This window comes from Sinobaca sp. H24, assembly GCF_023845525.1.
This window is the reverse complement of record NZ_JALBWT010000006.1, coordinates 86,648-107,757: the sequence shown is the minus strand read 5'-3', so window position 1 is coordinate 107,757 and position 21,110 is coordinate 86,648. Positions and strand designations below refer to the sequence as shown.

Annotated in this window: 23 protein-coding genes and 2 pseudogenes; 14 read left to right on the top strand and 11 right to left on the bottom strand. The window is 44.9% G+C overall.

The annotated features are described in order from the left end of the window. The first annotated feature begins 46 nt into the window (after positions 1-46). The 3 genes from MMY81_RS10580 to MMY81_RS10570 are packed head-to-tail and all read left to right on the top strand — an operon-like array spanning position 47 to position 930. Positions 47-373 (top strand): hypothetical protein, encoded by a 327-nt coding sequence (locus tag MMY81_RS10580; RefSeq protein ID WP_252312846.1) that lies wholly within the window; start codon positions 47-49, stop codon positions 371-373. Between the two features lie 16 nt (positions 374-389). Next, positions 390-620, top strand: a complete 231-nt coding sequence (locus MMY81_RS10575) for a hypothetical protein (protein WP_252312845.1) — start codon at positions 390-392, stop codon at positions 618-620. Positions 621-645: 25 nt separating this feature from the next. Continuing rightward, on the top strand, positions 646-930 hold the full coding sequence (locus MMY81_RS10570) for a hypothetical protein (RefSeq protein WP_252312844.1): 285 nt from the start codon (positions 646-648) through the stop codon (positions 928-930). 49 nt (positions 931-979) lie between these two features. On the opposite strand, the gene MMY81_RS10565 is transcribed toward MMY81_RS10570, so the two are convergent. After that, complete coding sequence (locus tag MMY81_RS10565; protein WP_252312843.1) at positions 980-1,738, bottom strand: PAS domain-containing protein; 759 nt, start codon at positions 1,736-1,738, stop codon at positions 980-982. A 149-nt stretch (positions 1,739-1,887) separates the two neighbouring features. Here MMY81_RS10565 and MMY81_RS10560 point away from each other — a divergent pair, with 149 nt between their 5' ends. Both MMY81_RS10560 and MMY81_RS10555 read left to right on the top strand, forming a co-directional pair. Beyond that, on the top strand, positions 1,888-2,862 hold the full coding sequence (locus tag MMY81_RS10560; protein WP_252312842.1) for an NAD(P)H-quinone oxidoreductase: 975 nt from the start codon (positions 1,888-1,890) through the stop codon (positions 2,860-2,862). Between the two features lie 85 nt (positions 2,863-2,947). Beyond that, positions 2,948-3,325: a hotdog domain-containing protein gene (locus MMY81_RS10555; protein ID WP_252312841.1), complete on the top strand. Its 378-nt coding sequence runs from the start codon at positions 2,948-2,950 to the stop codon at positions 3,323-3,325. A 40-nt stretch (positions 3,326-3,365) separates the two neighbouring features. On the opposite strand, the gene MMY81_RS10550 is transcribed toward MMY81_RS10555, so the two are convergent. After that, positions 3,366-4,214, bottom strand: coding sequence for a LysM peptidoglycan-binding domain-containing protein (locus MMY81_RS10550; RefSeq protein WP_252312840.1), 849 nt, complete (start codon positions 4,212-4,214; stop codon positions 3,366-3,368). 280 nt (positions 4,215-4,494) lie between these two features. Between MMY81_RS10550 and MMY81_RS10545 the strand changes: the two genes are divergently transcribed. The 3 genes from MMY81_RS10545 to MMY81_RS10535 all read left to right on the top strand — a co-directional run bounded on the left by MMY81_RS10545 (position 4,495) and on the right by MMY81_RS10535 (position 5,992). After that, the gene (locus tag MMY81_RS10545) at positions 4,495-4,956 is read left to right on the top strand and encodes an N-acetyltransferase (protein WP_252312839.1); all 462 of its coding nucleotides are present in this window, start codon (positions 4,495-4,497) and stop codon (positions 4,954-4,956) included. A 67-nt stretch (positions 4,957-5,023) separates the two neighbouring features. Then, positions 5,024-5,227, top strand: coding sequence for a hypothetical protein (locus MMY81_RS10540; protein ID WP_252312838.1), 204 nt, complete (start codon positions 5,024-5,026; stop codon positions 5,225-5,227). Between the two features lie 102 nt (positions 5,228-5,329). Further along, positions 5,330-5,992 (top strand): HAD family hydrolase, encoded by a 663-nt coding sequence (locus MMY81_RS10535; protein WP_252312837.1) that lies wholly within the window; start codon positions 5,330-5,332, stop codon positions 5,990-5,992. Positions 5,993-6,020: 28 nt separating this feature from the next. Here the strand turns inward: MMY81_RS10535 and MMY81_RS10530 are convergent, their stop codons facing one another. Further along, the gene (locus tag MMY81_RS10530; RefSeq protein ID WP_252312836.1) at positions 6,021-6,302 is read right to left on the bottom strand and encodes a hypothetical protein; all 282 of its coding nucleotides are present in this window, start codon (positions 6,300-6,302) and stop codon (positions 6,021-6,023) included. 147 nt (positions 6,303-6,449) lie between these two features. Here MMY81_RS10530 and MMY81_RS10525 point away from each other — a divergent pair, with 147 nt between their 5' ends. The 5 genes from MMY81_RS10525 (at position 6,450) to MMY81_RS10505 (ending at position 10,328) form a co-directional block, all read left to right on the top strand. Next, a complete protein-coding gene (locus MMY81_RS10525; protein WP_252312835.1) occupies positions 6,450-6,935 on the top strand; it encodes a glutathione peroxidase in 486 nt (161 codons plus the stop codon). 139 nt (positions 6,936-7,074) lie between these two features. Then, the gene (locus MMY81_RS10520) at positions 7,075-7,311 is read left to right on the top strand and encodes a hypothetical protein (RefSeq protein ID WP_252312834.1); all 237 of its coding nucleotides are present in this window, start codon (positions 7,075-7,077) and stop codon (positions 7,309-7,311) included. A 139-nt stretch (positions 7,312-7,450) separates the two neighbouring features. Beyond that, a complete protein-coding gene (locus MMY81_RS10515) occupies positions 7,451-8,611 on the top strand; it encodes a dicarboxylate/amino acid:cation symporter (RefSeq protein ID WP_252312833.1) in 1,161 nt (386 codons plus the stop codon). Between the two features lie 122 nt (positions 8,612-8,733). Continuing rightward, entirely contained in the window at positions 8,734-9,519 is a 786-nt protein-coding gene (locus MMY81_RS10510) for a carbon-nitrogen family hydrolase (RefSeq protein ID WP_252312832.1), read from the top strand. Positions 9,520-9,554: 35 nt separating this feature from the next. Then, positions 9,555-10,328, top strand: coding sequence for a putative hydro-lyase (locus tag MMY81_RS10505; protein WP_252312831.1), 774 nt, complete (start codon positions 9,555-9,557; stop codon positions 10,326-10,328). A 17-nt stretch (positions 10,329-10,345) separates the two neighbouring features. On the opposite strand, the gene MMY81_RS10500 is transcribed toward MMY81_RS10505, so the two are convergent. Beyond that, the gene (locus MMY81_RS10500) at positions 10,346-11,443 is read right to left on the bottom strand and encodes a DNA alkylation repair protein (RefSeq protein ID WP_252312830.1); all 1,098 of its coding nucleotides are present in this window, start codon (positions 11,441-11,443) and stop codon (positions 10,346-10,348) included. A 128-nt stretch (positions 11,444-11,571) separates the two neighbouring features. Between MMY81_RS10500 and MMY81_RS10495 the strand changes: the two genes are divergently transcribed. Further along, positions 11,572-12,897 (top strand): globin-coupled sensor protein, encoded by a 1,326-nt coding sequence (locus MMY81_RS10495; protein ID WP_252312829.1) that lies wholly within the window; start codon positions 11,572-11,574, stop codon positions 12,895-12,897. Positions 12,898-12,915: 18 nt separating this feature from the next. Here the strand turns inward: MMY81_RS10495 and MMY81_RS10490 are convergent, their stop codons facing one another. The 7 genes and pseudogenes from MMY81_RS10490 to MMY81_RS10460 all read right to left on the bottom strand — a co-directional run bounded on the left by MMY81_RS10490 (position 12,916) and on the right by MMY81_RS10460 (position 20,867). Then, positions 12,916-14,508, bottom strand: coding sequence for a histidine kinase N-terminal 7TM domain-containing diguanylate cyclase (locus tag MMY81_RS10490; RefSeq protein WP_252312828.1), 1,593 nt, complete (start codon positions 14,506-14,508; stop codon positions 12,916-12,918). A gap of 146 nt (positions 14,509-14,654) precedes the next feature. Continuing rightward, complete coding sequence (locus tag MMY81_RS10485) at positions 14,655-16,238, bottom strand: histidine kinase N-terminal 7TM domain-containing diguanylate cyclase (RefSeq protein ID WP_252312827.1); 1,584 nt, start codon at positions 16,236-16,238, stop codon at positions 14,655-14,657. A 117-nt stretch (positions 16,239-16,355) separates the two neighbouring features. Continuing rightward, the gene (locus MMY81_RS10480) at positions 16,356-17,471 is read right to left on the bottom strand and encodes a hypothetical protein (protein ID WP_252312826.1); all 1,116 of its coding nucleotides are present in this window, start codon (positions 17,469-17,471) and stop codon (positions 16,356-16,358) included. A 351-nt stretch (positions 17,472-17,822) separates the two neighbouring features. After that, positions 17,823-18,418: pseudogene (locus MMY81_RS10475) on the bottom strand (tripartite tricarboxylate transporter permease). Continuing rightward, positions 18,373-19,310 (bottom strand): annotated as a pseudogene (locus tag MMY81_RS10470) (tripartite tricarboxylate transporter permease). The pseudogenes MMY81_RS10475 and MMY81_RS10470 overlap by 46 nt, the downstream one beginning before the upstream one ends. Before the next feature lie 14 nt (positions 19,311-19,324). Next, complete coding sequence (locus tag MMY81_RS10465) at positions 19,325-19,810, bottom strand: tripartite tricarboxylate transporter TctB family protein (RefSeq protein WP_252312825.1); 486 nt, start codon at positions 19,808-19,810, stop codon at positions 19,325-19,327. Positions 19,811-19,829: 19 nt separating this feature from the next. Beyond that, a complete protein-coding gene (locus tag MMY81_RS10460; RefSeq protein WP_252312824.1) occupies positions 19,830-20,867 on the bottom strand; it encodes a Bug family tripartite tricarboxylate transporter substrate binding protein in 1,038 nt (345 codons plus the stop codon). Positions 20,868-21,110: the final 243 nt, after the last annotated feature.

Below are 21,110 nucleotides of genomic sequence, written 5' to 3'. Positions count from 1 at the left end.
TAAAAAACGGGTATGTTTTTATATAACCATAAGGAGGGCTTCCCCAATGAGAAAGATAGGTATTACTAAAATTGCGATCAACGGAAAAACCCATTATAAAGCGGAAAAAATGATGCTTGAATGGCATTCCAACAGCAGGTGGGTCGTTCAGGTCCAGTATTTGAACCTGACGTTGAAGGATTTCCAAAAAGCACAGGATGGAAGCGTAGAATTGACGATTTACTCGGATAATGATAAATTCGGCACATACAAAGGACGAGCGCGGCCGATTCCTTTACACGGTGATAGAAAAAACAAAGGTCTTTATAATTACAAATTTCAGGGAACAGAGCCTTTAACTGAGGTAGAAGAAGAATTGTCCCACAACGGATAGAAAGGAACGATAGTCTATGAAGCAGTACAACGAAGAAGTATTAAAAGAGCGTGGGTTTGTATTTGACGAAGAAGCCACGAAAGAGGAAACAAAAAATAAATTTAACTCCAACGGCTACAAAATTTATACGCAGTGGCTGAAAGATGAACGAATTGCTTCTTTAGGCGTAAACAATGATACAGAGGACAAGCATATTATTTCCTCATTGAACAAGCTCGAAGAAGACCGCAAGAAAAACGCCAACTAATACGTATTTCTGGGAGGAGTTATGTATGAGAGACGTTGAGATAAAGCTAGTATATATCAATGATCAGTTCATAGACTGCGAAGGTGGAACTCTCTCTGTAGAAAATAACGAAGACAGCTGGAGCTTTGAGCTGCGCCTTCCGGTATTGACCCTCGAAGAAGAAGGACTTCACCATACCGATGAGTATTATTTAAAGCTTTATACGGCAGACGATACGATGTTTACCGGACGCAGTTTTACGTCTGAAAACGTGGAACGAAAAAAAGAGCTCCTTGTGTTTCAAGGAGCCGGTGAATTAAAGGAAGCATAGAATCTGCAGTCCCCGGTCTCAGGCCGGGGACTTTTTTTCTGTAAGAGGCTTATGCATCCATTTGTTTCATCACATATTTCAGACCGGTTTTAGAATGAGGGAAAGTCGGGATATTCCGGTCAAGTTTCCCCATCGTCATAGCGAGATTACTGTTCATACCTACGACAATACACTGCGTGCCGAGCAGTTTCAGGCTGTCATGAACCCGTTGAATATAATACTTTAAACGGTCCTCAAATTCATACACGGCGCCCAGGTTTAAAATAACGTATTCGATGCGGTGCGTACTGCATTCTTCCAAAAGCGAATGCAGCAGCTCTCCTGCGCGTTCTTCATTAAATTCCCCGATTAAAGGGAGGACAATGGTGCGGTCCCAAATATGTACAATCGGAATAGACAGCTTCCTGTACCACGCTTCTTTTCGCTTTTCTTCCTCCGCCCGTGACGTTACATCCATCAGCATGACCACAAAGCCAATAACGCTGTGCTCCTCCTGGAGGGGAGTAATGATAATATCGGCGACAATTGTTTGTTTTATCGTAATACGCGTCCGCCGGGTCTGCTGCATATGCTTCATCACATCAAGCTGATGTGCGCTTAAATCATAAAAATGATGAATAGAAACACCGATAAATTCTTCTGGTGCACTCATATGAAACAAGGGAGCGGCTTCCTGCAGAAGCACAGCTGCCTGCGTATTAGCCCAAATAATCGTGTAGTCACGATCTAACAGCATGACATTTTCTCCAATGCTGTTAAGAATGGTCCGGGAGCTCATGTTTGAAGGAATATTGCCAACACCTGACATAAGATACCACCTCCACGTAAAATCATATGCTTTAGATTATAGATTACCACATAATGGTGGTTACACGCTGTAAAATCAGTAAGGTTTGGTAATAGAAAATAGAAGGAATATAACATAAGCTGTTTATTATGAATGAAGGAGTTTTATATATGAGAGCTGTAACAGTAAAAGAAGCCGGAGGTGCAGAGCAGCTGCAGGTTATAGATCACCCGGTCCCGGAACGCGGCAGGGGAGAGCTGTTAATTAAAGTAGAAGCAGCTGCGATTAACCGGACCGATATTTTAGCACGTGAAGGAAAAGCAGGATACATGAAGAATCCAGTTCTTGGTATAGAGGTCGCCGGTACAGTAGTGGAGAGCGACAGCAGATCATGGCAGGAGGGTGACCGGGTCATGGGTCTGGTAGAAGGCGGAGGCTACGCAGAATATGCAGTCATGCCTGCCGATCGGGCGATGCCGATACCTTCTGCTATATCATTTGAGGAGGCCGCTGCAATACCGGAAGTTTTTTCTAACAGCGTTTCAGACACTTTACTGGATCGGACGGCTTCAAAAACAAAAACCGTTCTCGTTCATGCAGGGGCAAGCGGAGTGGGAACTGCCGCTGTTCAGCTTGCGCATAAGTTGAGTCAGGCCCGAATTATAGTAACTGCAGGTTCACAGAAAAAACTCGACGTTTGCCGTGATCTTGGGGCTTCTGCATGCATTAACTACAAAACCGAAGCATTTGAAAAAGAAGTGCTGAGCGTCACAGATAACGTTGGGGCAGACTTGATTCTGGACTTTATTGGAGCTTCTTATTGGGAGAAAAACCTAAAAAGTGTACGCACCGATGGACGCTGGGTGCTGATTGGCATTTTAGGAGGAGCCGTTGTGGAGAAAATGAATTTAATGGATGTACTCTTAAAGCGCGTGCAGATTACAGGAACGCTGCTGACGCCGAGAAGCAGTGACTACAAAGCAGAACTCACCGCTGATTTTGTTAAACACACGATGCATTTATTCCAGCGTGGGGATCTGGCGCCAATAGTAGACGAAGTATTTCCTCTGGAATCTGCAGCCGACGCCCATACAAAAATGGAATCCAATAAAAATATCGGCAAAATTATTCTAAAGACCAGCTGAATTATAAAACAGAGAGCCGGCATCGCTGTCTCCCTGTTTTATGGTAAAATAATGAATAACCATTCATTATGAAGGAGGAAAAAAGATGATTAAACCAGGAGATATATTTCGGGAAGAAAAGACGTTTCTGCGCGATGAAGTACGTCATTTTGCCGAAATAACAGGAGATACCGGCAGGCATCATATGGAGGAAGACGATAAGGGACGGGTTATGGTACACGGGCTGCTGACCGCAAGCATTGGGACTAAAATCGGCGGAGGGCTTCATTTTATTGCTAGAGAGCTGACTAGTGAATTTCTGCGGCCGGTGTTCAGCGGGGACACGGTAACCTGTGAATTGGAAATACTTACGGTAGAAAAAGAAGAGGCCCGTCAGTTGGTGTCCCTGCGCTCATCATACCGCAACCAGAACGGAAAAGAAGTGCTGCGGGGGACTAGTATCGGCGTTATTTTAAATCATTAAAAAGGCCTCCCTCGGTAGAGAAGGGGGCCTGATGGCAGAGTTATTGCACAGATACTACTGCAGGACGTGAGCCTTTTTTTGTGTAATGAAGGGTGACTGTGCTTCCCTCTTTCAAGGAGTAGTTGGTGCTGTATGCTTTGCTTACCGCTGTTTCTTTGTTGTTTATTTTAAAGTAGAGCGTATGCTTATCACCCTGGCCGACATACTGAGCTTTTGTTGTTGTGACGTCAGGGATTTTGAGGCTTTCTCCGGCGCGGAGACCGGCGGAGTTTTTATTATTTAATTGTTTCAGCGAATGCACAGTCGTCCCAAACCGCGATGCCAGTGAATACATCGTGTCGCCCGGCTGCACTTTATAGGAAGCTTTAGCCGTTTCTGAAGTCGTGGAGGCTTTTATCTTAAGCGTTTCCCCGATATAAATGGCCGTGCTTTTTTTCTTATTTAACTGCTGCAGAGCAGGAACTGTCATATGATGAGCCCGGGCGATACGGTACATCGTATCTCCCGCTTTTACTTTATAGGTTCCCGGAGCAGCTTTGCTGGTTTGGAACTGATCGAGCGGAACGCCTCTTCCCTGGTTGGCGTTTTCATTATTGGCGGCTTCTATTGGCACGAGAAGCGTCTGGCCGGAGCGGATCATGTAGGAATGCAGTTCATTTACACTTTGAAGCTGTTCGACGGTTACTTTATGCTTATTGGCAATAGAATAAAGGGTGTCACCCGGCTGAACCCGGTAATCCTCACTGCATGCACATGCATTGCCGGCTGTAGATAAAGTTAGAAAGCCTGCAGCGGCAATACTGGATGCGAGCGAGATCCGCCATACTTTCCGGCGCACCCTTTTTTTGTCAGAATATCTGCTTGAGTTTGTAGGAAGAGAAGAAACCATTTTCAACAACTCCTTTTCGTTAGTGGGTTGCACTAAAATGCAGCATGTACATTTTTAAATACGAAAAAAGGAAAAAATGGAATCAAAAGAGGGAATATAGAGGAACGATACTACTCTTATTATACCTTTAAAAGGGATAATTGAAACAAAAATTCGCTGAATAGAACAATATTTCTATAAAAAATACTGAATAAAAATACATAAATGTGATTATTTATTTACATTTGCGACGGCATCCATTACACTGAATGAAACAGTAAAAGAATAAAGGAGAAAGTTCATGGTTACGATAAGAAAAGCCCGGCCGGCGGATGTAGAATCTATATATACGATTGTTTACGATTATGCCCTGCAGGGGCTTATGCTTCATCGCACCCGTGAGGCGATTCGGCAGGAGATAGAGGCAGAAGCTATGTTTGTAGCAGAAGAAGCATCTTTGATTTATGGAGTGGCGGGAATTACCGTCTTTGACCCTTCCCTGGCAGAAATAAGGTCGCTTGCTGTGAATAAAAGCGGCCAGGGTAAAGGAATCGGCAGCAAGCTTGTAGCAAAGATCATAGAAGAAACAAAACAGCGTCGCATCGAAAAGCTTCTCTCACTGACGTATCAGGTTCCTTTTTTTGAAAAGTGCGGATTCCATATCACCCAGAAGGAAACGATGCCGCAGAAAGTATGGAAAGACTGCATCCACTGCGCGAAATTCACGAACTGTGACGAAGTAGCCATGGTTGTTTATGTATAGAGAAAAGGTATAACCGCAGGAACCGGCGAATACAGAAGAAGTAGAGAAAAAAGGAGGTGCCTGCTGTATGCATTACCGCGTAACGTATTATTTTTCCAAAGATTTTTCTGTGGTCCATATGGTCAAAACTGATGAACCTTCTGAATCCTTCAGCAACCGTATTTTTGCTGAAAATGAAGTGCAGTTCCATGATTCCTCCGGAACGCTTCATCGTTTTTTAATGAAAGATGTCGTTCTGACTACGATTGATAAAGCGCACCAAGAAGCATAATGAAAACGCACATCCCCCAGGGGTGTGTTTTTTTGGGCTTTCTTCATTGCCAGAAAGGAACAAGTATTTTATAATTCAGGGGACAAAAGGAGAGTGGCAGGGATGATTAAAGGCGTAATATTTGATTTTGACGGACTGATTCTTGATACGGAAACCCATCAATATGAAGCAATGAATACAATATACAAAGAGCATGGCCACGAACTTCCGCTCGCATTGTGGCAGGAGCAGATTGGCACCTATACTGGATTCAGGCCGTTTTCCTATTTGGAAGAGCAGCTGCAGACACCGCTTGAACATGAAGCTTTGGAAAAAAGGCTGAACGAAACCTTCGTGGAGAAGCTTTCCTCGGAACAGCCGCGTCCCGGCGTTCATGAGTATCTTCAGGCTGCGTCACACCTGAATTTAAAAGTCGGCCTCGCCTCAAGCTCTGATTATTCCTGGGTGTCCCGCCATTTAAGGACGTTAGGGTTATATGATCATTTTGAGACGATCAACACGAAAGATGATGTGGAGATTGTAAAGCCTGACCCCACGCTTTATCAAATAACGGCAGAACAGCTCGGTCTTTCACCGGAGGAGTGTCTCGTATTTGAAGATTCGGCAAACGGAGCGCTTGCCGCAAGACGGGCAGGAATGGCCTGCGTTGTTTTCCCAAATACGGTCACGAAAGCAATGGAATTCGGGGAAGTGTCCCATCAGCTGGAATCAATGGCTGACATGGAACTGCAGGAATTGATTACGTATATTAATGAAAAGGCATAAAAAAGGAATCCCCCAAGGGATTCCTTTTTTATGCCTTATTGGCGCGTTCATTACGTGAAGAATACAGGCCGGGATTGCTCGGACTAACGATAGCTGCAACGACACGGTCATGATCTTTGTCCACGTCCTGCAGGGAATAAATCTCTGCTACAATCTGCTCAGGCGTCTGCCGGAAGGATGTTTCTATCATCCAGCAGGAGCTTGTCAGTTCTCTGGATTTAAAAGAAGTTCGGATATACTTTTCAATCGCGCCGAAATCACGCTGCTGGCCGGTAATAGCCAGTTCATAGTTCACGATCATATAACTCATAGTATTATTACTCTCCTTCTTTCTGCCTCATCTCATAGTGTACCAAATCATAAAGTCCGCAGAAAGCAGAACGCCTGCGGAGAAGCTCGATTGATTGCGGTTCTTTTTAAAGTTATTTATAGTAAATGAAGAAAGGAGAGGATGAAAATGAGTGTACACGATTTTACAGTCAAAACCCCTAAAGACGAGGAAAAATCATTATCGGATTACAAAGGGCAGGTAATGCTGATTGTAAACACAGCGACAAAATGCGGACTCGCTCCTCAGTTTGACGGGCTTGAAGCGCTTCATAAAAATTATAAAGAGGAGGGCCTTGCCGTTATCGGGTTTCCATCCAATGATTTTCTAAACCAGGAGCCTGTAGAAAACGAAGCAATGGAAGAAACGTGCAAAGTGAATTTTGGCGTAACGTTTCCTTTGTTTGCTAAAGTAAAAGTGAACGGAGCAGATGCTCACCCTTTGTATAAATACTTAAAAAAAGAAGAAGGCGGTATGTTAGGCTCTGCTATCAAATGGAACTTCACGAAATTTCTGGTCGACCAGGAAGGCAGAGTCGTTTCCCGATACGGCCCAAAAACAGAACCGAAGAATATAGAAGACGACATTCGAAAACTTCTGAATAAAAACGAGTAATACAGTGCGGCCCGGGAGGCCGCTTTTTTTATAAGACGCAGGACTTGCAGAAGCAGGTATCTTATAGCATAATAATAACCATTCCTATTTAATAGAAAAGGTGGTGACAGGCGGGCCGGTCCTGCTTCTGATGATGCCAATGAATAATATACAAACATTTTTTAAATTTCATCCTGTTGAAAAACAGCGTTATACCTTTGAGATCGATAATAAGCTTCATATGATAGACAGCGATTTTATGATAGGGGTTATTTTGTCTTCTTCTCAGGAGGAACAGGAGGAAGTAATGAGCATGCTTCATCATATTAAAAATGATCAGCAGACTATTCATGATATGCTCAAACATTTTGCCGTACTATACGTCAAATATCAATAATAAGAAGCTCCCGAATACATAGAAAATAAAAGTATCCTGCTCTTTATGACAAATTTACGAAAAGGATTGTTTGTTGGCTGAATACGGGTAAAATGGGAGGGGTGCATCAAGAGTCTAACGCAGTTAATGGAGGATACATATGAAATTAATTATTCGCTTACTTGCCGGCATTGCCGCCGGAGCTCTTATTGGCTATGTGGGAAATGAAACGACCGCACAGCTGATGGTCACCATAAAAGAACTGATTGGAACGTTCATCTTCTTTATGGTGCCGTTAATTATTCTGTTTTTTATTACGGCAGGGATTGCTTCCCTCGGAAGAGGAGCAGGACGAATCCTCGGGGCTACCGTCGGCACAGCGTACGCGTCTACGGTGCTTGCGGGTACTTTTGCGTTAACGGTCGTTCTATTGGTCCTTCCCGCTCTGGGACTTACGGGAGGAGAAGCAGCCCAGCCTTCCGAAATGGAGGGGTTTATTGATTTCACGATTGAGCCGGTATTTGATGTACTGACAGCACTCGTGCTGGCCTTTGTGTTCGGTATTGGCATTGCCGCTACCGGCTCGCAGAAGCTGCTGGGATTTTTTACGGAAGGACAGTCCATTGTAGAACTGTCTATCCGAAAAGTGCTGATTCCTCTGCTTCCTTTCTATATTGCAGGTGTATTTGCAGAAATGAGCTATGAAGGTACTGTGGTCCAGACGCTGGGCGTGTTTGGAATTGTCCTGCTGCTGGCAGTCGGCATGCATTTTGCCTGGCTTATGATTCAGTATAGTATTGCAGGAGCGCTGAACCGAACAAATCCTTTTATCCTGCTGAAGACGATGCTTCCTGCTTATTTCACAGCACTGGGTACGATGAGCAGTGCTGCTACGATTCCCGTAACACTGGAATCCGTGAAAAAGACAAAGGCGCGTCACGCAGTAGCAAACTTTGTTGTGCCGCTTTGTGCGAACATCCATTTATCAGGAAGCATGATTACGATCGTGACAGCTTCTACGGCCGTTATGTACGTATATCCCGGTCTTTCGTTTCCAGGCTTTCTTACGATGATTCCTGTCATTATGACGCTTGCCGTTATGATGGTAGCGGCTCCCGGCGTCCCGGGCGGCGCTGTCGTTGCGGCGGTCGGGGTACTATCGACCATGCTTGGCTTCGACGAAGGAGCGGTTGCCTTGATGATTGCCATCTATCTGGCGCAGGACAGCTTCGGAACTGCAGCCAACGTTACCGGAGACGGTGCGATTACCATGATCATCAACTCATTAAAAAGCAGTAAAACGAATATAAATACGGACTAAAAAGCAGAGCCGACGGGCTCTGCTTTTTTCTATAGGCCGTATAAAGAGGCGAACTCCTGTTTTTATATAGAAAGGAAGAGGGTATAACTAAATAAACAAGGTGTGAAAAGAGGGGACTATGTATGAATATTATTGTTTTTCAAATGAATATAATTGCCGGAGAGCCGGCACGCAATAGAGAAAAAGTAAAGGCCTGGTTTCACCGGAATGTGAATCACGGAGTAGACATTGTGATGCTGCCGGAAATGTGGACGACCGCGTATGCGCTGGAGAGACTTAAGGACCTCGCCGAACCGGCTGACGGGCCCTCTGTTACTTTTCTTAAAGAACTGGCAACAGACTATGACGTTCATATTATCGGCGGCTCGATTGCGGTGAAAGAAGACGATAACATTTACAACCGGGCCATTGTTATTGATAGAAAAGGACGCATCGTATATGAGTACGATAAAATCCATCTCGTGCCCATGCTGGATGAACCTAAATACTTGAGCGGCGGCAGGCACAAAGTTCAGGCATTTGAGCTGGACGGCATAAAAATGGGAATTATCATCTGCTACGACCTGCGTTTTCCTGAAATTATCCGTGATCTGGCCCTGCAGGGCATTCAGGTATTATTCATACCAGCAGAGTGGCCGGAAGCACGTGCAGCGCACTGGGAAACATTAAGTACAGCCCGGGCCATTGAAAATCAAATGTATGTTGTATCCTGCAACCGCATAGGATCTTACAACGGTACTACGTTTGCCGGGCGCTCGATGTTTATAGAACCGTTTGGCGGCGTACTTTCGAAAGGAACGGCGGATAAAGAGGAAGTGCTGCAGAACACGCTTGATCTGGAAAGCGTGAAACGGGTAAGGGAAGAGGTTCCTATATTTAAGAGCAGAGTACCGGATTTGTATAAATAATTAAATAGATAGAAAGGAGAAGGAGGAAACAACAAATGATGTCAGCCGAAGACGCACGTCGGCACATAAGAAACGAGAAACATATGGGGCCCACGGCTGGATTGGCTTCGGATTTCACCCAGACGAATGTAGTGATTCTTCCAGAAAGAGAAGCCGCCGCCTTTCGGGAATTCACGCGCCTCAATCCAAAGTCTTGTCCGGTGCTGGAGGAAATGTCCGCAGGTCAGTATGTTTCTTCGCTTGCAGACGGATCCGATATCCGCAGTGATGTGCCCAAGTACCGAATATACAAAAAAGGGATATATGTAGAGCAGCGTACAAATATAGCGGACCTGTGGAGAGAGGATTTAGTAACGTTTCTCATTGGCTGCAGCTTTACGTTCGAAGCTGCCCTGCTCAAGGAATCGGTGCCGGTCCGTCATATGGAAGAGAACCGAAATGTACCAATGTATAAAACCTCCATCCCGGCAGAAGCCTCTCTTCCTTTCCAGGGGAGTATGGTGGTGAGCATGCGTCCAATCCCCGAAGCACTCGTTCAAAAAGCGGAACAGGTAACGGCACGTTACCCTGATGTGCATGGAGCGCCCGTTCATATTGGGAACCCTGCCGAGCTTGGCATTACGGATCTGGCCAAGCCGGATTACGGCGATGCAGTCACTGTTCATCCGGGGGAAGTGCCCGTCTTCTGGGCCTGCGGCGTAACGCCGCAGAATGCGCTTCTGGAAGCAGAAGTACCGTTCGCCATCACTCATGAACCGGGCCATATGTTTATTACAGATCAGCCGCATGATGTCTATAAGAGAGATTAAATAGAAAGAGCTTCTTCCTAGGGAAGAGGCTCTTTTTCTCGATCTGTCAGTTCAAAATCCACTGCTTGTTTTTCTTCCCCGTTTATCAAAATCGCGAGTGTATGCCGTCCTGGATAATGGACCCGGGTCGTCAGCTGCCGGAAAGACAAGGTTTTGATGAACGGCCGCTGCGTATCAGCTGGCATTTGTGTTTCGGTTACATGAAACACTTTCCGTGAGCGGCGTCCGCTGCTTTTTACATAATCCACCGCAAATTCCACCCGGATTTTCGTATGGGCTGTGGCTGATACGAGAAATGAAAACTCTGCGCTGTCCCCAATGGCCGGCGTGAGGGGAGCGATCATAAGTTCAGATACTTCTGTACTGCCCGGATAGAATCCAAACAAACCTAGAATACGCGGGTCTCCTTTTTTCAATAGAGAACGGGACGCATGCTTTACGATCCAGCTGGTGCGTCCTCCTGTATCATTCCAGCGGGTGACCGTTTCAATAAATAAATCAGGGTGGGTCTTGGAGATGTCATTTAAATGATTGGCAACACTTTTCTGTACGTAGAGAGACGCATCCAGAGCGAGTTCCTCCAGCAGCGGAAGCGTGAGTTCAGGGTCGGTTTTTAACGCGGGAACTCCTGCGCCCCACGGCAGCCGAGGGCGGCTGCCTTCGCTTGCCAGACGGCGGACATGCTCATTTGGACTTTTGGTCCAGACCGCCATTTGAGCTAATGTGCCGGTCAGGTCATTTTTTAAAAAAGAGCGGATGGCAAACTCCGAAGTGGAGTAGCGTGTGTACGTTTCGAGTGCCTGAAGAGACCGTTCCCGGTGTTCCTGACCAAAACGTGCTGCAAATTCAGGAAAAGCGAGGCCTTCCAGTCCCTGAAAAGAGGGAGCGGCCTGATCGAGTATTTCGAGGGCTTCAAGATACTCATCAGGAAGAACGTGGTGCATCGCTTCGGCGATTCGTGTCACTCTCTGCTTGAATTCCAGCTGCTCCCAGTCCTCCTGATACACGGCGCTTCGGAAATCTGCTGGAGAGATAAATGGCGCTAGTTTGGAAAGAGTACCACCAAGACGTTCCACATAGTCGCTGCTGTAAATGCTTTTTAAGCTGGTTGTCATATAGTCCTCCCTATTGAGATGCTGAGTAGTAAATTATTTTATACCTATAGATAAAATATTTCATCGTTCTGCCGATAATAAGAAAAAGACTATGTATCATATTATAGCGGATAAAAGGAGACAATCGAATGGCATTTCTAACAATAGCAGGCTTGAGAAGGTCAGGAAAAAAAGAAAATGGACAAGCACCCGCCTATCAGGGAAAAGGAACATTATCGATTCCGTCGGGCAGTGACATGCACCGACAGCTGCATATTATTAATTTAAGCGAAGCAGATCTTACAATAGTAAAATCGCTTAAGCCTCTTATCGTAGAAAACATAGATTGGATCACCGAGCAGTTTTACGGTAATATTACGAAACAGCCTAACCTTCTGGCGATCATTGAAAAACACAGCCATGTCGAACGTTTGAAAACCACGCTGAAATCCCATATTGTCGAGCTGTTTGATGGTGTTATTGATGACACATTCCTGGCAAAAAGAAAGCGTATTGCCCATGCGCATGTGCGAATTGGACTGGAAACAAAATGGTACATGTCGGCATTTCAGGATCTTTTAAATTCACTGGCTAAAACAGCCGAAGCGCATATTGAAAGCCGGGAGGAATTAACGCAGGCTATTCTTATTGTAAGCAAGCTCATTAATTTTGAACAGCAGATTGTACTCGAAGCATACGAAGAGGAAAATGAACGGCTTCGTATGGCAGATCAAGCAGTGAAAGATACGTTTATTGAACGGGTTAATATAACCTCCGAAGAACTGTCAGCTATTTCCGAAGAAACAAGCACTTCCATCAAACAGACGACAGCGCAGTCGGAGAATATTCTAAAGCTTGCCCAGCAGGGATCGGAACTTGCTGACAAGTCGGAAATGTCTTCGTTAAGCGGGAAAACCCAGGTGGAGCATCAAAGTGAAAACATGGCCTATATTAAACGAAGCATGGATACGATCCTGCAGGATTCCAAAGAACTGCAGGTCATTTCCCAGCAGATCAACGAAGTAATCGATATCGTTCAGGATATTGCCGTGAAAACCAACCTGCTGGCACTTAATGCTGCGATTGAAGCGTCGCGTGCGGGGGAACATGGAAAAGGTTTCTCCGTTGTAGCTGATGAAATACGGGCACTTTCCACTCAAACAAAACATTCCACGTCGACTGTATCAGACCTGATTGCCAAAACCAATGCACAGGTAAAAAATGTGTCTCATTCCGTTGATAAAGTCAACTCCCTTGTCCACGAAGGTACAAATGGCATGGCAGAGACAGACCGATACTTTGCAGAAATTCTGGCAGCGATGAAAGAGTCAAAAGGACAGAACGAAAAAATTGAAATGGAGCTGGGTACGTTTGCCGCGGTTATGAAAGAGATGGAGCACGCCATGGCAGAGGTGGCAGGCTCCGCAGAAGGCCTCAGCCGAATACGTGAAGAATTCGAAAACAAGCAGCGCTGAAAAAAACGGAACCTCTATTTAAAAGAGGTTCCGTTTTTTTTCGGTTTGGCGCGAAGGAGCAAGCTGCAGGTTCGACTGCACGCAATTGCGTCCGCGGCTTTTTGCCTTATAAAGAGCCTGGTCTGCTTGTTCTGCGATGGGGCAGAGCGGAGGAGGCAGGGTGCCGGCCGCCGTGTAGGTAGATGCAACACCAAAACTGGATGTAACCGAAACACTTTGATCTTTAATCGAGATGGACGACTCCGCAATTTTCCGGCGCAGGTTCTCCGCAATTTTTACGGCAGTTTTTAATGGAACATTAGGAAGACAGATAATAAATTCCTCTCCCCCAAAACGGCCGATAATATCCGATGCCCTCAGGTTGTCCCTGGCAGTGAGCGCGACATTGCGAAGTGCCCGGTCTCCGGCCTCATGTCCAAAGGTATCATTGACTTCCTTAAAGAAGTCAATATCAAACATAATCATGCTGACATAGCCGCCTTTTCGGCTTAATGTTCTATTTGCCTCATTTGCACGTTCAATAAAAGCTGCTTTATTAAGAAGCATCGTGAGCGAATCAATCGTTGCAAGCTCTTTTAACTCTTTTTCAATTTCCACCCGCGCCGTAACATCGATCAACGTTACGATTTTCCCAACATCCTTATTATTTCTATCATAGATAGAGGAGAAACGTGGATTGAAATGGTAATTCGTATCTTCGGTCTCCCAAGTGAAGTCCTCTTCTTTTTCCTGATAAATAATTTTAAGAAAATAAGGGCTGTCTGCTAGTACAATATCTGCTGCCTTGCCGATGGAATCATCAGAGAGTCCGGGCACCAGCTTTTGCATGGGCCGGGTGAAGTCTATAATCATATCGCTTTTATTGAGCACAATAACCGGTTCTTTCATATTTTCAAACACCCGATCTCTCGCAATCGGTGCAACCAGGAAAAAGGGAAACATCACAAGGGCAAAGCCGTGAAATAAAAAGGAAACGGCGAGAAATACAGGAGCAAGGTCAAGACCTGTAGGTTGAATATTAAATATGTGAAGAATACCAGAAAGTATAGGAATACAGATGCCGGCCGCCATTATCAAGGTAGGAACCCTATATTTTGACGAAACATTCTGGAGCTGTCTCAGCAGAATAAGAACGCTGCAGAGCAGACAGAAAAATATAAAAATGGAATGGACATAGAACCACGGACCCGGTACCAGGTCCAGAACGGCAAACGGTCCGCCGTTGTCCAAGGAAACAGAAGCATAGAAGTAAGAGTGCAGGTGGCTTGTCTGCTTCATTAAGACCGTAACCACAGGGAGGACGCACAACATCTGAAAAAGCCAGGATGGTATTTTTAATCCGACATAGCGGACGCACATAAATAAAATAAAAAGAGGGATAAAAGGGATAAATATATATTCCACGTTCAGCCAGGATTGAATATCTTCAAAAGAAGAGGAGGATAATCGAAAAGTATGGGCAAAGGCATAAAGGGCGGTAAAAAGCGTAGCCAGAATAAAATAAAATCCACCGGGAGAAGCACTGATTTTATAAATAGCGAATATGCTGAGTACGAGGCTTAGAATGCCGCTGAAGACAACCGCGCTCAAATAAATGTTTAATTCTCCCATCGATATATCCTCCTCTATAAATAGCTTTGTGCGGATCATATGTTATAACGAACTATTTATAGTATAAACAATCTTTATATCGAATGGTATGGTTATTCCTATAATAATAGTAAAAAGGAGGTGAAATATCCAATTGATGAGATTTCTTATCGAGAGCCGGCTGATTCAGGCTGAGGGTGTTTAAAGACGCGCACGCAGTTACGACCTTCCTGCTTGGCTTCGTAAAGGGCCAGGTCCGCTTTTTTAGTTAAATCGCTTAGAGCCTGTGTTCCATTCACGGGCTTTTCAAGCACCGTGTGGGCGATACCGAAACTAGAGGTTACTTGAATATCGATGTTATCCGTTCTAATGATATGCTTTTCAATGCCCAGACGCAGGGTGTGGGCGGTTTCTACAGCTTCAGCTTTTGAAGCGCCGGGCATGTACATAATAAATTCTTCTCCTCCGTAGCGGCCGGCAATGTCAGACGGACGCAGGCTGCTTTTAATTACACGGGCAATACTCATAAGCACCTGGTCTCCGGCATCATGGCCATATGTATCATTTACCTGTTTAAAGAAATCGATATCAAATAAGATAAGTGCTGCCTGGTCTGGAGGAGCCTGAGGCAAGGTCAAGCTGTTTTGGACCTGTTCGGAGAAAAACGTCCGGTTATATATTTGGGTAAGGCCGTCGGTGCTGGCCATATGCTTTAATGTTTCCTCCATCGCGACACGCTCTGTCACATCCAGAAAGGTAACAACGGTTCCGGCGCGATAGCTGTTTTTATCGGTAACGGGAGAGAAACGAACGTGCAGGGAAATAAGCTGCTCTTTTAACTGCAGCGAAAAATCACATTCTTCTCCTTGCTCTACCACAGCAATAAGATCCTTATGCCTGCTCAGCACCTTTTGTATCGAATGGCCGATAAGCGTGTCGGGCACAACGAGAGGAAGATTCGTAAAGGAAGTATTATAATCAATAATAATATCGTTATCATTAAGCACAAGAACTCCCTGCTCAATGCTTTCAAACACAATATCCCTTGCGATCGGTGCGACGTCAAACATACGCAGGGAAGTAAGCGCAAGTCCATGAAACACAAAAGACAGGCTCATAAATACAGGTACCATGTCGATGCTGCCGGCACCGTTATTTACAATATTTAAAAATCCGCCGATGCCCGGTACAATAAGACCGACAATCATTAAATAGGTCTGCTTTCGAAAAGGTTTAACCAGTTTCCGAAGCTGCAGGAACAGGAGCACAATGCTGATGCAGACACAGCTGTAAAAAAACACGGTGTGCAGCATATAAAAAGGACCATGCTGCAAATAGATAACCGAAAACGGGCTATTAACAAGTACTCCCATAGAAGTGTAGTACATGTAATGCAGTTCGTTTGTGTTCTGCATAATAATAGTGATGACAGGGATAATTAACACAAGACAAGACATCCACAGCTTTATTTTATGCCCGCAGTATTCTACTGCCATGAGCAGAATAAAAACAGGCAGAAGCGGCAGGGCAATATATTCCATACGGAGCCAAAAACGCATTCCTTCATAGGTGACGCTGTAAATTTCCATGGCATAGGAAAAGGTAAAGAAAGCAGATAGAGCGGTTACGATGATATAAAACCGCCCGCCCGGAGCGTTCCGGAACCGCAGCAATCCGAAAATAGAAAGAAAAGAACTTAATAGAGTGGCAAGACAGACAATAATCAAGTAGATAATAATGGTCGACGACATAGGTTCTTCTCCTTATACGTAACAGAATGGATATAGTTAGTATATCGGGAGGACGTTTGTTCGTCTATAGTGTACATATCCAGATTTATCGTCTGTTTTTTATTTTACAGAGTGAGTTTAAAGAACATAAGTAAGGCCGTAGGCAATCAGAATACTTGAAACAATAAAGTAAAGAGAAAATGGGAAATTCCATAAACTGAGCCGGAAAGGGACAAGGTTCATCTGCCCGGCCAAAAGCGATACGGACAAATTATACGGACTGTAAATGGCTGTCGCGAGACTGGAAGTAATTAAAACGAGCGCCAGCGGGATCGAGGCAATATCGGCCATTACAGGAGATAATACTTCCCCGAGTAAAGCAATAGATACGAGCGGATGAAACCCGCTGAAAGAAGCCAGAATAAAATACAAACCGATTAATCCGAACAACAACAGTTCATGGCCGGTATTGGCAAGAAAGACCATCTCCAAATAAGAAATAAAGGGGGAGCTAGACAGCATTTCCACAAAAAAGCCGGCGCTTAAAAACATGAAGAAATAATTGGATAAAGAGAAGGTGCGAACCTTAAAAACGGGAACGGCAATATTCAAATAACGTCTGCGCCTATTGATCAGAAGCGCCCATATAAAAGCAATTGGAATAATAGAAATAACAACGGAAAACAAAAATCCCTGCTCGAATAAATATTCAAAAAGCGTAGCAGTCAGCACGAGCACAAAGAGCATCCCCATCATCTGCGCGGTTTTTTTGATAATTTTATTAAAAGGAATGCTTCCGCTGCTCTCCATCACGAGGGGCATCCCCTTGTATTGCCTGCGGGAAAATATCCAGTCGGATAAAAACATCAGCAGCACGAGCGGGATAAGAAACGGTACGACATTAATATAGGTAAAACCCGTTAAATCAAGTGAAATAATGACCATAATTTCAATGGGGCTCCATACAAGACAAAGCGCATAGCCGCGCAGAATGCTGCGGGTATAGAATATTTCTGCCATTTTCGTTTTCATTCCAGAAAGCGACGGCTTTAACGTTCGATGAACAAGAGACACGGTAGCGATGTTCAAAAAGAGTCCCAGAAAATGTGAAATCATAAAACTGCGTGTGTACAGCGTGTGCACGTCTTTAACACCATTCTGCAATAGCCGGCGCAGGCTTGTGTCATACTGGCCGGCACGTATAATCGAATTTAAAAAAGGCAGAACAAAAAACAGGGATAATATTCCGATCATGGAATCAAAATATAAAAGGAAAGAGGACCAGGGAGAGCCGTTATAGAAGAACAATATGGAAGCCAATATGAGAAAGACCAGACCGGATTTTTATAAAGACCGGTTGCATGTAAAGAGGCTGCGGCCAGCGATAAAACGGCGAGAACGCCTGTTGTATAAAATAAAAACGGCGTTTCCCAAAAGCGGGAAATCGTGTAGATAAGTATTAAACTGGAATATAGTGCAATAATGACTGGCCTCATGGTCTCCTCCCCGTAATTACAGCTGCAGCGGATCAAAAAGAAAATCCGCCGGATAACGTCTATTATCTCACGGATTTTCCATATTGTTTACTGCTGGACTATTTTTTCTTCAGGAACTTGCGTTGATTTTCGTATAGAGCGCGGTCTGCGATAAGAGAGTAAAGATGAAAAAGATGGTTAAAATAAGGCTGATCGGCGAATTAACAAACCCGGAAAGAAAGTCGGCCGGACCGGAGGCTCCCATGTACGCCCGCCGAAACGAAGTATCAATGAGAGGACCTAAAATGATGCCGAGCACTAATGGAGCCACAGAGAACTTGTGTACTTTCATAAAAAAGCCGACAAGTCCAAAACCCAGCATCCAATAGACGTCGGTTACGCTGTTGTTCAATGCATATGCGCCGATAACAGTAATGACTGCAATAATCGGCAGCAGTACCTGTTTAGGAATGGTAACGATACGTACAAACAGGGAAACGACAAGCAGTCCGAAAATAAGTAGAAACACGTTGGCTAATAAAGAAGAACCCACCATCATCCAGAACACATCGCCGCTTTGTTCCATCAACAATGGTCCCGGCTGCAGGCCATGGATGAATAAGGCGCCAATAAATATGGCGGTAACCGCATCTCCTGGTATTCCTAAAGTAAGCAGAGAATTAAGGCACCGCCGATAGCAGCGTTGTTTCCGGCTTCCGGGGCAATAACTCCGGCGTAGGAACCTTTTCCGAAAGGACGGTTAGGCTTTTTAACCGTTTTTTCGCGTGGTCATATGCCAGCAGTGCAGCTATTTCCCCACCCGCGCCCGGGAGTGCACCGATAAGCACGCCCATTACAGAAACACGCATCGATAAAGGCAGGAAAGACAAGAGGAAGCGCAGCGGCGGGAACGCCATTTTTTTTAAGGTTGCCTTCGTGCCGGTCTTATCTACTGTTTTCAGCTGATACAAAATTTCCGACATTCCGAACAGGCCCAGAATAGCCACGACAAAATCGATGCCGTTCATGAGCTGCAGCGAACCGAATGTAAAGCGTGCGCCGCTTCCCATACTGTCCATTCCTACGAGGCCGATAATAATACCTGCACCGGCAGCGAACACTCCTTTGGCTAGAGAGCCGGAGCTGAGGCTTCCTATTAACAGCAGTCCCAGCATGGCCAAAAGAAAGTAATCAATCTGCCCGAACTGAATAGCAAAAGTGGCAACAATAGGAGCAGCTGTGGCAAGGACAATCACACCTATAACTCCACCTAAAAGGAGAAAACGGTAGTAAGAGTTAAAGCCATTCTGGCTTCGCCCATTTTCGAGAGCGGATAGCCGTCAAATGAGGTGGCGACAGAGGAGGGCGAACCCGGCATATTTACGAGAATAGCAGCCCGCGACCCGCCGAACACGCCCCCGTAGTAAACGCCCAGCATAAGAGCCAGAGCCGGAAGCAGATCCCACGTGTATGTGAGAGATAAAAGCAGAGCTACGGCCATCGTTACGGACAGACCGGGAATGGCTCCCACGAATATTCCCGCGAGCGTACCTAAAGCTACGAGCAGCAATAGTTCGATACTGAAAAATGGAACTAGAAATTGTTGAATATTTTCCATAGAAATTCTCCTTCTTAAGGAAACACAATATTAAAAAATTCAGAAAAGAGAAAAAAGATAACAGTTACGGAAACAACGGACACAGCTATGTTAAGCTTCCAGCTTACATTTCTTAGATAAAGCATGCTTGCTGCAAGAAAGATAAATGCGGCCGGGAAAAAAGATAGTAGTGGAAGCAGTAATACAAATAGAACGACTATAGCAAAATACAATAGAATAAACGTGTAGTCTTTTTTTGAAAATGGTTCACGGTCTTCCTCTAATTCTGATTCATCTACTTCCTCAGAGGATAGATCAGAAGCAGAGCGTCTCGACTTATTTGATTGATAAATAGTCCATAAACTCGTGCCGAACATAATAAAGGAAATAAGAGCGGGGAAGAAGCTCCCGCTCGATGGATCAACAATGGACTGGCCTTCCATTAGAAGCGCCTGGGAAAAAATCAGGATACTGACAATACCCATAATAAAGCCCGGCGCTGATGCTTTCCATACAGCCATATTCCGCAATCCTCCCAGCTTATTCGTCTACTCTTGGAATATCAAACTCTTCAGGAGACGTTTCTGTTTCTCCAGCATCCTCAAGCATCCAGGTTGAAGTAGATTGATTCTGTTCTACAAATTCCTGCGCTTCCTCTCCTCTAAGATTTAAAGGATCCACGCCAAGACTTTCCAGGGTGCTCTGGAATTCTTCGTCTTCCTGCGCTGCTTCAAAACCATCCGCCAGCGTTTCTACTACATCCTCCGGAGTGTCAGCTGAAACAAATACTCCCTGGAACGGTCCCCATGGCAGATACTGCTCAAGTTCCGGATAAATGTCGCTGATAGCTGGTGTATCACCGGTAGCCTCAAGTTCTTCATCATTAATAACAGAGAGCATTCTGAAGTCTCCAGACTCTACATATTCCTGGGCTGCAGACACGGCAAGAACCGTTACATCTATTTCATCTCCTAACAAAGCCGTTGCCAATGGACCATCACCGTCATATGGAACGGTATTAAACTGGGTATCAAGCTCCGCCTGAAGCATAGCCCCGGCTACGTGTGGAAGACCGCCTTCCCCTGAAGTTCCCATAGTTAAATCATCCGGGTTTTCACGGGCATGATCCACTAAATCTTCCATTGTTTCAAATTCCGAGTCTTCCGATACAACAACGCCTGCGTAGCTCTGTCCAATAATGGACACGGGCTGAAAATCGTTTACATAATCCAGATCAGAAATGCCTAGTACAGGGTACAGGTTAGGATTTTCCGCGCCGAATAAAAGGGTGTAGCCATCATCCGGCTGGTCATAAACATACTGTGCGCCGGTAGCACCGCTCGCCCCTTCACGGTTCTGCATTACCATACTTGCGCCAAGCTCCTCTTCAGCCAGGGGGGCAAGGGTACGGGAAATATTATCTGTTGCTCCGCCTTCTCCCCATTGAATAATTCCATTAATGTCCTGATCAGGAAAAGAGTCACCATCTCCTGCATTGTCATTGCCTCCGCAGGCAGCTAGTGCAAAAACAGGAAGCGAGAGCATTAGCAGTTTAGAACGCATTATTTCTTTTTTCATGTCATAATCTCTCCTTTTCATACGTAATATCGAGGCCGCTTGAATCAACCTGAACGATTGAGAAGATATTCCCCTTTGTCCACCGTAAAAAATTAATAGTTGAAAGCGATTACATAAAATGATAATATAAAATTATAGTTTCGTCCAGTGGAAATTTGTTTCATCAAATGAAACTCTTAAAGGAAGTGCAGAAAAAAATGGAAAATTAGTTACAGCATCCGCTCGTTTCCGATAAACTAAATA